This window comes from Neobacillus rhizosphaerae, from assembly GCF_050477885.1.
Lineage (GTDB): Bacteria > Bacillota > Bacilli > Bacillales > Cytobacillaceae > Neobacillus > Neobacillus rhizosphaerae_A.
Window position 1 is genome coordinate 1 of sequence record NZ_JBCNAC010000137.1, and the last position, 13,433, is coordinate 13,433.

Consider the following 13,433-nt stretch of genomic DNA (forward strand, 5'->3'; position numbering starts at 1 on the left):
CTCCCACAGGAGTCTTCGCGTCTTCCGCTCCAATCAACAGGGTATAAAAATCCATAATGTTCATTACCTCAGCCTAATAAAAAAGATAATAATCTATATAATTGTATCAAAATATCCTTTTGATTTCATTATGTTATTACCAACACAATATTAAAAATACAGCCGAAAGGATTCCTTTCCGCTGCTGTCGGTTTTATGATTTACTATCCACATTTCCTCCGACAAAGTCGATTTGTAGATCCTGCATTTGACGAAGGTATACTTCCGTTTTCCCTGGTGTATAGTTGTGAATTGGCTTATTTTGAGTCGTCTGTATTTCAGCACCGCCTTGTTTCCAGTTAATAGTTAGCTCAGTAGGTGTAAAGTGAATTTTTACTGAACCGTAACTTGGGATAAAGCCGATATTAAATTCAGCAGGTCCTGGGTTTGCTTTTGCTGAAACTATTGAGTTAATCGCATCATTCTTTTTCTCAATGGCTGCTAATTGATCGCCTTCTTGTGCTTTTTCAGCTGTCGCTTCTAATACTTCTTGCTTTGCGGACGCTGCCATATCCTCACTAAATACACTATTACTTTTAAAGTTTAGCTCATTCCATAATTGTTCTTGATCAATATCTAGGTGGCTTGGCTTTCGTTCTATATTCATGGTCGCGGGAACCTGTTTGATCGATTGATCAGCAGGCTTTTGTTCTATTTCTTGGACCGGCTGTGTAATTCGGAGTCCAATTTGGGCATAGGTTTGATGTAGTCTAATTTGGGGAATCTGCATGATGGTTCACCATAACCTATACTTTTTTATCAACTAAGAGTCCAAGGTAATCAGTCATTGCTGCATACATATCTAGGAGTTTCTTAGAAGGGATTTCTTTGACGACTTCGTTTGTTGTATCGTCAACCAATGTTACATAGTATTCTTTTAGCTCGTCATGAAATTGGAATTTCAAGTGAGTATTGGAAGCCTTTAAAAATTCATTCATACTATTGATTACTTTTTCAGTTTTTTCTTTTGTTTGTGATTGTTGTTGTGGTGGTGATTGAGGCTGCTCTTGTTTTTCTGGTAATACTTCTTTAACCTTGACGGTAGCTTCCACTTTCGGAACGGTATAATCTACTGATTGGTTAGTAGAATTGGACAATTTGTCTACCATTTCATGCCTCCCTTTTTGTCAAAATCATTTTAGTTTATTATCGGATGAAAAACATTAATGTTTAGTGAAAATTATGTAAATGCAAAAAAACAGTTATTAAACTATCAATTAAGCATTAGGAATTAACCTAAAATGCTTAAGAACCAAAACAGTATCATACGTTCTTGAAAAGTGGGGGGGCGATTTTATTTCAAGCTCTAAATAACATTCAAGTAAATGTACTAATTACTAGTACTATAGGTAATGGAGAGCTAACCAAACTTTACCCCATATCTATTTATACTTACAGAACAACCCCTTAGAGGAATTAACTCTTCTTAAAGAACACCTCAAAGACTATTTTCAAATCAATTTAAGGTTGCCAATTTGAAATCGAACCCCCTCTGAAAGTGAAACAATAACTTATATAAATATCATAAAAGCCATAAGCTAATTCTCTAACTCTAATATCTAGATCCTATCTCCCCATAGTTAACCATTTTTCCTCTTAAAATTGAATTATTTCTCTACACCATTTTCCTTTGAAAATCCTAAACCATACACCAGTGATATAACCATAATCTATTATATATTCACCGCTATTAATTTATATCTTCATTTTCTAATTCCAATTGCCATGCATGTGCATCTTTACTATTAATTTGATAAGTTTCTTCCTTTTCGAGATTCCAGCTTGATCAGCTGAAACCTCTTTTGATTTTGGCATTATCTACCTGTTCAACTGATTTTATCTGATATTCTGCAGTTTGATTATTACTTTAATTTGATAACTTATCGATCATTTTCCTAAAACCCTTTTTATATCGTTCATGATATTTCAAGGAAATATTTAAGAGTTAGGGCATTCTTTAATCCTATTAAAAATTATCAAATATTCCTATAATCCTTATAACTCTTTATCAATAATGGTTTCACACATCAAAAAATCAAATTCTGTATCAATATCAAATGAGCGATTTTTTGGCATGATGTATGATATGGTTTCAGAAGTTAAAAAAGTTTTATGTCTTTCTAACCACGGAATATTGGCAACATAGACCGCTCCATTCAAAACATAAACAGATGGGAGTTCTTGTCTCAAATTATATATTTCTCCAACATTCATTAAGGGTGACATCTTGCTGTGTTCTTCTATTAAGAACATCCAGTAAGGTGATTTGTCAACTTCTACCACTGAAACACATGAATTTGCCCTTTCAACTACACATTTCTCTATACAACCATCAATGTCATCGACTGAACGCAATGGAGAGGTCGGCTGAAGAAGAACAATTATATCAAAATCCTCCATTTTTTTAATTGCATGTAAAACAGGTTCTATACCTGGTGTTTTATCATTCGCTAACTCTTTTGGACGAATGAAAGGCACTTCACAATCATATTTTTTGGCAACTTCGATAATTTCCGGTTCATCTGAACTTAAGATTAATTTATCTATATAAGATGATTTTTTAGCTTCCGTAATTGTCCAGGCGATCAGTGGTTTACCAGCAAGCTCCTTTATATTTTTTCTTGGGACCCCCTTAGATCCACCTCGAGCTGGTACCACTGCCAGGACCTTTTTCCCTTCAATCATAAAAATCCTCCACTAAAATCTCCATTTGCCTTTTCAAAATCATCCAGTCTGCCAATATCCAGCCAATATTCTCTTAAAGGAAAAGCAGAAATTACTCTTTCTTTTCTATGTTCCATTAATTTTTTAAAAAGATCAGGCATATCGAAAAACACATTTTGTGGGACAAATTCCAATACATCAGGACTTAATACATATATACCCGCGTTTACAAAGCTTTTATGAATAGGTTTTTCTTCAATTGACATTAATCGATGATGATCAATTTCTATTACACCAAATGGTATTTGGTACTCATATTCTCTGACACACATGGTTGAGATAGATTTTGTTTCATTATGAAAGTCCAGAAGCTGCTCATAATTTATCTTAGTTAACAAATCTCCATTCATCACAAAAAAAGGATCATTCAATCGTTCAGGCAGCAGTGATAGTGCACCCGCTGTTCCAAGCCTTTTTTCTTCCTCAATATATTCAATTTGGACACCAAGATGGGCACCATCCTGGAAATAATCTTTAACAATTTCTTTTTTATAGTTAACTGTTAATATGAATTTATGGAAACCAAACCCGTTAAAACTTTCTATAATCGTTTCTAATATTGGTTTATCTCCTACTTTAAGCATCGGTTTTGGTATCTCGTTGGTAAGCGGACGAAGCCGTGTTCCCAGCCCGCCTGCCATCAATACAACTGTATTATTTTTTTGTAAAGCAGTTGCCATCTCCTCAGAAAAAAGAATGTTTTGAATCTGTTTTTTGTTATTTACGATCGGCAATTGCTTTAACTTTCTTTTCCTCATTATTTCCCTATAATAGAATGGTTTTTTTCCAGATAATTCAAAAACAGGTAATCTGTTCATTACTTCTGTAATGGATGTTTCGAGTGGCAAACCTCGTAGAATTCCTCGGCGAATATCGCCATCGGTGACAGTCCCAAGTAATTTTTGATTTTCATTCACTACTACAGCAAATTGTAATGAAGCTTGGTCAATAATTTTCATTGTTGTTAAAATCGTGGTTTTTGGTGAAATAAGAATTTCTCTCCAATTTTTCATCCTTTACACTTCCTTTGCAGGTACACCATATGCTTTACAATTATCATTAATGGATGTGATTACAAGTGATCCAGCACCAATCAGGACATTATTTCCAATCTTGACATTCTGTATGAAAATCGATCCTGTCCCTACATGAGTAGAATTTCCGATACTAACATTTCCAGATAATGTCGAACCTGGAGCCAGATGGCAATGTTTCCCTATCCTAGATTCATGATCAATTGATGTAGATGTATTAATAATGGTATTATCGTCTATTTCCACAAAAGGTTGAATAACAACGTTTGCCATTATTTGTAATCCCTCTCCTGTTTTTACAGTTGGAGAAATTATAGCACTATTATGTATTACTGAAGCAAAGAAAAAACCTTGTTGTTTATACTGATTAAAAATTTCTTCTCTTTTTCTTGAAACGTTGATTGAACCAATTCCAAGGACAAGTTCAATCTCATCGGGGTTATACTTATATATTACCTTGTCCTCTCCAAGATATGGCAAATTAAACCGATTTTCCTGATCTTTAGGTGCTGTAAAACCTTTAATGTTACGTTTTTGTTGTAATAAGATTTCAGTCAATACCGATGCATGGCCACCATTACCGATCATTATAATTGGTTTATTCGTCAATTAAATCATCCTCATTGTATTTCTTCGAAGAAGGCTTCCCAATTAAAGACCACCATTGAGAAGGAGCCATCCCACTACCTGGCCTCTTTATTGCGAGATTCTTTACAGTAAAAATCTCCCCAGATTCGATTGCTTTTGCTGCAATGATACTTTTACGAGCCGCCATTTTATTTCCCTGTTCTTTAATGGTCGGTTCTTTAAAACCGTTTCCCAGGGATTTCTCCACTATTCGAATGGCTTTCACCATTTCAGAAAGTTCATCCGGTTCAAGTGAAGCCTTGTGATCCGGGCCTGGCAAAAGTCGACTAATGGTAAAATGTTTTTCAATTACTGTTGCACCACAGGCAACAGCGGAAACAGGGATATATATACCTTCTGAATGATCAGAAAACCCGATATCAATGTTCAACTCTTCTCTTAATCGATGTATAGTGTTCAGATTAACATCCTCAAATGGCGTAGGATACTCTGTCGTACATTGTAAGACAGTAACATAATCCTTTAACCATTTTTTCGCTTCAACGGTGTTATAAAATGCCTGAACAGAATTTATACTTACTTCTTCATTTGGAAATGCCAGTCCAAATGAAATAAAAGATAGTGCTTCATGAATGTCCTCTAATGTTGCCATTCCCGTTGATAAAATCATCCGCTTACGTTTTGTTGCAATATAATGAATAAAAGGTGAATTTGTTAATTCACCAGAAGGAATTTTTACTATTTCCATTCCCATTTTTTCTACTAAAAAATCGACGCTTTCCAAATCGAATGGAGTTGATAAAAATTCTATCTTTTTTTCATTACAATAAGATTTCAATTTAGCAAATTCCTCAAAAGAAAGTTCAAGTTTTTTCAACATGGCATATTGGGATGTTTCTTCTCCCAAGTTTTGAACCTGATATTGTGCCTGTTTGGCTTGTTTGGTAACTAAATTATCCGCTTTAAAGGTCTGAAATTTCACTGCACTTGCACCCGATACAACTGCCGCATCTACTAATGCATACGCGAGATCAAGTGACCCATTATGGTTTACTCCTGCTTCAGCAATTATATAAACACCCAATTTATCACACTCTCCTTAACCAGCCAATAGAAGCTGGTATTCAATCAGCGACACTCTGGTTCTCCAGATCAAAAAAGACTTTTTTAACGATATTTTCCAATTGTATTTGTTTAAGATGTTTTACTATTTGTTTTGATGTTTCTCCTCCACCATATGGAAGTTTCATGTTTTCTATTAAAGATAGAAAACATGGAGAAATAGCTTTATTAATTGCGTTTATTACTGCATCTTTATCAAAATCGCAATCGATTACCGAAGCTGCCTTAAGGCGTCCCCGTTGCCGATCACCTATATTAACAGTGGGTTTATAAAATACAGGAGCTTCGATTAGACCGCTGGAGGAATTGCCAATCACAACCTCACAGTACTTTAAAGCACTTAAATAACGAACTTGACCGAGTGAATCGTAGACTCTTGCACGTTCATGATGTACAGAAACAAATTTTTCAATTTTTTCATTAATCACTCTGCCATTAGTATCCGAATTGGTTTTTGTAAAGATAAACTGGTGATTAGGAAAAGCCTCCATAGCAGTTAATAAATATTTAACATGCTGCTCTCCCGTGTCATTTTCGAACGTTGTTGGGTGTAAAGTAATCAAGAAAAATCTGTTTAAATCAAAACCAATAGAATGAGATAATTCTTCCTGGCTCAATAATTTGGTTTTCTTTATGCCGTCTATCCCCGGAGCCCCTACATTAAAAGCATGGTCCGGTTGCTCTCCCATTTGAATGACCCTTTGGCGATAAATTTCTGCAGCAGTAAAATGGACATGTGCCATTTTTGTTATGGAGTGACGGATGGGATCATCAATGGATCCTTCTGATAATTCACCACCATGTATATGGGCAATTGGAATTCGATGAATCATGGCTGACTGTGCAGCGGAAAAAATTTCAAATCTATCACCCAATAAAACCACAATATCAGGTTTTAACCTATTAAACGAATCGGCAAAACCAATTGTTCCTAAACCTACAGCCTTAGTAATAGCGGATGGTGTATCCCCAGATAACAGCATTTCAACTTTTTCATCGATCATAAAACCATCTTCTTCAATTTGTTTATACGTTAAGCCAAATTCAGGAGACAGGTGCATTCCCGTTGCAATGATCTGTAATACAAGTTCATCATCTGTTTGAATTTGTTTCATTATCCAATATAAGAGCCCATACTCAGCCCTTGTTCCAGTAACAACACATATTTTACGTTTATCCATTTATATCCCTCTCAATGGAGTAGATGGAATATTAATAATGCGCTTGTTTAACTCATGTGTAACATCAAGATCAGCCTTAGGACAATTTGAATAAGGTTCCAATTCATGAATTGGAGTCCAAATTGGTCGTGACATGACCCCTTCATCATTTAATTTATCTAAAATATCATTTCTGGTATGTAATTGTGGATCAATTAAAATGGTTTGGAGCCAATAATTACTTTTGCTAAATTCTGGCTCTGCAAAAAACTTGACTCCTCTTTGATTGTTAAATAATTTCTGGTAATGTTCTGTTAACATTCTCTTGGATGAAAGAAATTTATCCATCTTCTCCAACTGGGCACAGCCTAACGCAGCATTAATATTTGGCATACGATAGTTGTAACCAATTACATCATGTCTATATTCCCAGCGATGAGGAATCTTTGCAGTGGTAGTAATATGTTTTGCATAATCAGCTAGCATTTCATCATTGGTTAAGATAGCACCGCCACCACCAGTCGTTACAATTTTATTCCCATTAAAACTTAGCGCTCCGACCAGACCAAATCCCCCGGTATGCTTCCCTTTATAAAAAGTTCCCAGTGATTCGGCTGCGTCCTCAACAAGTACAATATTATAAAGTTCACACAATTCAACTAATGGATCAATGTCCACGGAATGACCAAAAGTATGCATTGGAACCACTGCACGAATGATTCTTCCTGTCTGTTTATTTATTAATTGACCATTTTCCATCTTACCAATCTCAAGTATATATGCTTCCAATTTGACAGGGTCCATGCCTAGTGTTTCTTTGGATACATCTACAAAATGTGGAATTGCCTGCAAATAGGTAACCGCATTCGCGGTTGCAACAAAAGTAAGTGAGGGAATAAAGACTTCATCATTGGCCTGCACACCAGCTATTTTCAATGCTATATGTAAAGCGGCAGTTCCATTCATAATCGCAACAGCACGTTTTACCCCAGTGTATTCAGCTAACATTTTCTCAAATTGATCAACATATTTCCCGACAGAAGAAACCCAACCTGTTGCGATACAATCAGTTACAAGCTGGATTTCTCTTTCATTAAATGTTGGTTCGTGCAGCGGAATGAAATCCTGGTTATCATAAATACCCTTAATTTTTCGAGCAATTTCTGACCATTGATTACTCATATGTTATATACATCTGCCTTATATTGAGATAAATTCATAGAATTACTAAACCACTCTGCAGTTTCTTTAACTCCAAGTTTAAAACCTTCAAGTCCACCATATTTTGGCTCCCAACCTAACAGTTCCCTTGCCTTTCTATTATCTGCCCATAAACGTTCAACTTCGCTTTTTTCAGGGCGAATGCGAATTTCATCTGTTTCAATCTCAATCAATTTACCCATTGTTTGTGCAATCACCTTAGCAGTCTCTCCTATAGAAATTTCATAATTACTCCCAATATTGATTACTTCACCAATAGACCGATCATGTTCCATAATGGAAATAAAGCCGCTAACAGTATCCTTTACATAATTAAAGTCCCTCGTTGGACTTACTGCACCCAACTTAATTTTTTCTTTTCCTGCAGCGAGTTGAGTAATTATGGTTGGAATAACAGCACGCGCAGATTGACGTGGTCCATATGTGTTAAATGGACGGATAATGGCTACCGGTAAATTAAAGGAACGATAAAAAGAAAGAGCCATTTGATCAGCACCAATTTTAGAAGCGGAATATGGTGATTGCCCTTGCAAAGGATGATTTTCATCTATAGGAACATATTGTGCCGTTCCATATACCTCACTAGTTGAAGTGTGAACAAGTTTGGAAACACCCAATTCCCTGACTGCCTGCAAGATGTTTAAAGTCCCTTTAATATTTGTATCTACATATGTATCCGGTGAATGATAAGAATACGGAATAGCAATCAATGAAGCTAAATGTAGTACAGTATCGCATCCTTTCATTGCTTCTTTTACACCGTGTGGATCACGAATATCTCCTGCAAAAACATCCAATTCATTTTTGATTTCTTTCGAGGACGAGTCCAGCCATCCCCATGAATTAAAGGAATTATAATAAACAAACGGCCTGACTTGATATCCCTGCCTTACTAATTCTTCAGTTAAGTGTGAACCGATAAAACCGTCTGCACCGGTAACAAGAACCTTCCTAGTCAAAAAAAAACCTCCTAACCACTGCTTATAAACTATTTAAACTCCTAATTGTTGTATGCAATTTGACAATCTCTAATATTTTCGCTGCACGATTATTCCAAGTATGATGCTCCTGAGTAACATGATAGCCTTGGTCAGCCACTTGTTGCAAAAATGAAGTATTTGATACATAATGTTTCAGTTTATCACCTAATAGCTGGTCATCATATTGATAATATAATATATTTTCTTCATGTTTAAAAAAATCTTTTAAATAATGGCTTTCATCGGTTAAACAGACCGCATGATGAATCATGGCATCAAAAACTCTTTCATGGCTTCCATTTGGATAATTTGGGAATACATTTAAGAATATTTTTGTGTCTTCAAGAATACTGTATAGCTCCTTTGTCTTTAAAGCTGGGAAAAATTCTGCCTTATTCCCGCCAGCCCAACTAATGTAATCCCAGCCATTCCCATAAATTGTGATAGGGGTTTTTAATAGAGACCTAATCACTTTATCTCTTCTGTAATTTCTGGTAAAACTATCTACCTGCTGAAAAACAGCTAAGAGTTTTTTAAAGTTATCCCCACTTAAATAGATATCGTTCTCAGCAAGCGAATCCGAAAATAATGAAAGAATATCTCGGTTGTCAGAATAAATCGATTTTTCAACCACTGTTTCCATTAAATTTCTTAGTGGATTTGATAATTCTAACCAGTTTTTACGAATATCGTCAGGATTTTTGATAGACCCAGCAAATACTATTTCATGTTTTCTATTTTGAATATCATTTTTTGGCGTTTTTAAATAAGTTGCATGAGGAACAAAAGCTTTTGTGAACTTTTTGGAGGAGTCTAGAAAATTATCAATGTCCTTAATATGTCCCTTATCTATAAACGATACTATATAATTGTCGATATTCCATTTTAAACGCTCGACATGATACATAGGGTGATCGACGTAAAAAGCAAAAAAGGGAACATTTATCGTATCATAAAGGGATTTCCCATTAATTAAAAAATCCCCACCCCACCCATTTAAACCAAAAAAAAGATCAATCTTGAAGTTATTAATGGTATTAATCAGTCTTTCATTGTAGCTGCTATCACATAAATCTATACTAATAGTCTCATATCCAAGACGATAAAAAGCGTCCATAAAACAAAATGTCATCTCTCGCATGGATTCATATTGACTTTGTCCTAGAAAAAAAACAACTGTTTTTCTTGTCTCCATTTCTTAAGCTCCTCATTGTGTTTAATTCAGCCGATTCATTCATTTATTTTACAAATTTATCTGCAAAATTTTGCAGTTTTTCATTTCTCCAATTGGCAATATAAGCACCGCCCTCGGTACAATTCCATAGTTCTACAGGTCCTTTTGACGTCAATGCATAATTTTCAAACCATACTTTGTATGTATACAAATTAAGAGGAGTATAGACTTTTTTCTTCCGATAAAAGTCCTGAACGGCCAGTAAAGAGTCAGTTCTAATCTTCGTTTTATTGCATGAAATACCATGTGCATGTGTCTGAAGATCCGTAAAAGCCAAGTCTTGACCAACTAATGCAATAGATTTTGCTCCAAGGAAAACACTTAAATCCAATAAGCAGGTGGCCACGGACCCTCCTGTCTTTATTAAAGGGGCCTGTTTTTCATCAGACATTTCCTCTGAGAGTCGATATCCCTCTTGCCAGATAATGTACTTCGGCCCTCTGTAATTACACACTGTATCATGATTTGCTGTGCTCAAAAAAAACAATGGAACTTCTTTATTATATTGAAAATCAAATTGCTGGCCAATTTTATCACTTGCATCAGAAATCATGACAAAGCTCGGCGAAATCCGATGTTGGTGCAAGAGTTTAAACGACGTACCAACACATGCAATCACAAATTTTTCTGTCGCGTCTAATTTTTTCAATAACGGAAGTTGTTTGATCAGTGAAGGACCGGCTGATACTAAAATAAAATTCTTATTTTTAAATGGATTTGAAAAATGTGATAATCCGTTATTCTGGTAAAGGAGATTTTGTCGAAAATTGTCCTCCATTTTCTCCTTCTGATTTTCATAGGATTTCCTTATTAACCGCATTTGTTTAAACCACAATTTCAAATGTAAATCCTGCAATAATTCAATTGCAGGCTTATAAATAAATAATTCAACAGAGCTATTTGATAGATAGCTCACTAAAATGGCTTTAAGTTCATCTTGGTTGGTTGAAGATATAAAAGTAATCTTCCCATCAGACACAAGATTTTTGACAAGACTCAACTGCTTTTTTGCCCATTCAGCATATAAATGGTTGAATTCTATAACGACTAATTGAAGTTTATTGTATTTTTTTTGAAATTGTTCAACATGAAAGCCAGCTCCAATCCCAACAATCAGTAATATATCCTTTTCAGGTGGAATATCTATTTGCTCCACAAGATTTTCGGCTTCCCGACGAGGGTTATATCTGCTGTGCAAGTAAAATATCTTTTCTTCATCAATAAGCTTGACACTTACGTCCCCGCTTTTTGTTTCTTGTTGTGACCATTCCAATCTAATTTTCACCGATTCCTTCATTTAATTCTTTATTCCAGTTTTCAAATATCTCAGCAATTTCATATTCTAAAATATCACTTACTGCTACGAAATCCTGAATTGACATTGCTTGCTCAATATCTTTCAAGAAATTGGTTATGCCCCCAAAATTCAATTGTTGTACATAACCTAGGTTTTTCATTCCACTTACGGCATCGATAATCCAAGAGTAGGCATCGATTAAATGGACCAATTTCCCTAAAGCTGTGGCCTCGCGGTCAGAATGAAATAATTCCGCTGTGTTTCTTGTTTCAAGTATCACATTAGGTAAAAATTCTTTAAGTGAAATTAATGTATCATTAACTAATTCTTCATTGCTCATTCTACTTTCCTCGATTCTTCCTTTTATATCTAAAAAATGTTAAATTTTTCAAAGAGAAATTCACACACCATTTTCGAATATTTTTGTTATCCTTGAATCCTTTATTATCCCCTCTAAATATTTATCCATGATTTTATATAAACTTGAGAGTTCTTTAGTTATACTGAATAAATCTTCAAGGGTATATTCACTTTTTTGGTCATAATAGACTACTTTATTTATGATGTTATCAAAAATATATGTCAAATTTGATAAAAGGATTTGTTCTACAATTTTATTTTCAGCGATTTCATTAAATGTGTTCAACATTTCCATTTGGTCTTCTTTTGAAAATATTTGATTTTCTAGGTGATTCTCTATTTTTTTATCAGCGTTTTTAATTATTTCTTTCAATAGTATCAAGTTCTCTACCATTTCATTTAAAAATTCATTAACAGGATGTATTGGTTCATTTGGAAATTCTGGAATCATAATTTCTTTTTTAACCGTATTTTTAACAATTTTATCTGGAGACAAAAATTCTGTTCCTTCAATTCTGGCTCCAAATTCAGAGATATTTATTATTCTAAAAGAATCCTTTGGAAATTCTTTAATGATTGTTTCAAATACATCTAAAAATAATTTTAATGCTTTGGTGGTGCCTACTTTCTCACCTCTATTGTTTATAACAGATAATTCTTCCTCGGTGTTGATCATACCAGTATGGTTTTTAACCCCTTCGGCATAATACTTTCCACCGACTAATGCCAAATCCTGACCTACAAAAATAACCTCGTTAAAACCTAAAAACTTAATTACTTGCAGTGCAAAAATAGCTACAGAAGGCACTGAATTTGGAAAGCCAAAAATATCTTTAAAAACCAACGGGGTCACTTGTTCAGTTAATGCCTTGGATACCACTTTTTTTCCTTTGTGTTCCTTTTGGATATTGTGATTTGACATTGTTTCATAAATGAGTACGCCGTCATAATTAATATCTTTAAAATGGGTTTCGTAGTTGGTATCGCTTGAATCCAAGCTTAATGCATAATCAGGCTTGATTCCATTCTTCATTAAAGGACGAAGTGCCGGACCTACAGCAAATAAATGGCAGGATTTCTGCATTCTTTCAACAAATGGCATATTTTGATGCAATGTAGGACCTGCAGAAACAAGGATGGCCGTTTCTCCTTCGAAGCGGTCTTTATAGTGCCTTAAATTTATAGATTCCTCAACCATTTCCAAATTCAATAGCGGTTCAACAATCCAATCAACCGCAAACCGGCTTTCAGTATTGTTAAATAATTTCTGCATTTCGATTCCCTCTTTGAGGATTGAAATAATTTCTTCAATCTTCCTCTTGTTTGCCTTTAGATAATTAGGATGTAAAAGGATGATTACAGGAATCGTCACAAACCGTGCCAGATACTTTGAAAATAATAAAGAAGAAAAATCACTTAAATGGAAAAATGAAAGTTTATGTTGATTCAAAAGAATAATATTCTTAGTTTCCTGAGAAAGATCAATATCAGAAAATGGCTCAATAAACAGGAAATGAACATTTTTATCAAAGATATCGTTTCTTACCAATTTATCAATTAATATTCCATTTCCAACACCAATAACCACTATGAATTGTTTATTTTTATCCTCTAATTCCTTAAAAAAATAGTTTATTTCCTTTTCAGGTGAATAAACAGAATTTAGTGCTGTTT

General features: G+C 34.6%; 13 protein-coding genes. All 13 read right to left on the reverse strand.

The window, feature by feature from the left end; all coding sequences use genetic code 11:
• Positions 1 to 193: 193 nt before the first annotated feature.
• The 13 genes from ABES03_RS18625 to ABES03_RS18685 all read right to left on the reverse strand — a co-directional run bounded on the left by ABES03_RS18625 (position 194) and on the right by ABES03_RS18685 (position 13,347).
• Positions 194 to 769, reverse strand: a complete 576-nt coding sequence (locus ABES03_RS18625) for a DUF6470 family protein (RefSeq protein WP_430119417.1) — start codon at positions 767 to 769, stop codon at positions 194 to 196.
• Between the two features lie 16 nt (positions 770 to 785).
• Positions 786 to 1,148 carry a flagellar protein FlaG gene (gene flaG / locus ABES03_RS18630; protein ID WP_430119419.1) on the reverse strand — a complete coding sequence of 121 codons (363 nt, stop codon included), beginning with the start codon at positions 1,146 to 1,148 and terminating at the stop codon, positions 786 to 788.
• Between the two features lie 886 nt (positions 1,149 to 2,034).
• The gene (locus ABES03_RS18635) at positions 2,035 to 2,724 is read right to left on the reverse strand and encodes a cytidylyltransferase domain-containing protein (protein ID WP_430119422.1); all 690 of its coding nucleotides are present in this window, start codon (positions 2,722 to 2,724) and stop codon (positions 2,035 to 2,037) included.
• Positions 2,721 to 3,776, reverse strand: coding sequence for a nucleotidyltransferase family protein (locus ABES03_RS18640; protein ID WP_430119424.1), 1,056 nt, complete (start codon positions 3,774 to 3,776; stop codon positions 2,721 to 2,723). The genes ABES03_RS18635 and ABES03_RS18640 overlap by 4 nt, the downstream gene beginning before the upstream one ends.
• Before the next feature lie 3 nt (positions 3,777 to 3,779).
• On the reverse strand, positions 3,780 to 4,406 hold the full coding sequence (locus ABES03_RS18645) for an acetyltransferase (protein WP_430119427.1): 627 nt from the start codon (positions 4,404 to 4,406) through the stop codon (positions 3,780 to 3,782).
• Positions 4,396 to 5,469, reverse strand: a complete 1,074-nt coding sequence (neuB, locus tag ABES03_RS18650; protein ID WP_430119430.1) for an N-acetylneuraminate synthase — start codon at positions 5,467 to 5,469, stop codon at positions 4,396 to 4,398. The genes ABES03_RS18645 and neuB overlap by 11 nt, the downstream gene beginning before the upstream one ends.
• A 40-nt stretch (positions 5,470 to 5,509) precedes the next feature.
• Positions 5,510 to 6,688, reverse strand: a complete 1,179-nt coding sequence (gene neuC / locus ABES03_RS18655; protein WP_430119433.1) for a UDP-N-acetylglucosamine 2-epimerase — start codon at positions 6,686 to 6,688, stop codon at positions 5,510 to 5,512.
• Positions 6,689 to 7,849: a LegC family aminotransferase gene (locus ABES03_RS18660; RefSeq protein WP_430119436.1), complete on the reverse strand. Its 1,161-nt coding sequence runs from the start codon at positions 7,847 to 7,849 to the stop codon at positions 6,689 to 6,691.
• Positions 7,846 to 8,847, reverse strand: a complete 1,002-nt coding sequence (locus ABES03_RS18665) for an NAD-dependent 4,6-dehydratase LegB (protein ID WP_430119438.1) — start codon at positions 8,845 to 8,847, stop codon at positions 7,846 to 7,848. The genes ABES03_RS18660 and ABES03_RS18665 overlap by 4 nt, the downstream gene beginning before the upstream one ends.
• Before the next feature lie 22 nt (positions 8,848 to 8,869).
• Entirely contained in the window at positions 8,870 to 10,063 is a 1,194-nt protein-coding gene (locus ABES03_RS18670) for a glycosyltransferase (RefSeq protein WP_430119441.1), read from the reverse strand.
• Between the two features lie 43 nt (positions 10,064 to 10,106).
• Complete coding sequence (locus ABES03_RS18675; protein WP_430119443.1) at positions 10,107 to 11,387, reverse strand: motility associated factor glycosyltransferase family protein; 1,281 nt, start codon at positions 11,385 to 11,387, stop codon at positions 10,107 to 10,109.
• On the reverse strand, positions 11,377 to 11,739 hold the full coding sequence (locus tag ABES03_RS18680) for a hypothetical protein (RefSeq protein WP_430119445.1): 363 nt from the start codon (positions 11,737 to 11,739) through the stop codon (positions 11,377 to 11,379). The genes ABES03_RS18675 and ABES03_RS18680 overlap by 11 nt, the downstream gene beginning before the upstream one ends.
• Positions 11,740 to 11,799: 60 nt before the next feature.
• A complete protein-coding gene (locus ABES03_RS18685) occupies positions 11,800 to 13,347 on the reverse strand; it encodes a motility associated factor glycosyltransferase family protein (protein ID WP_430119448.1) in 1,548 nt (515 codons plus the stop codon).
• Positions 13,348 to 13,433: the final 86 nt, after the last annotated feature.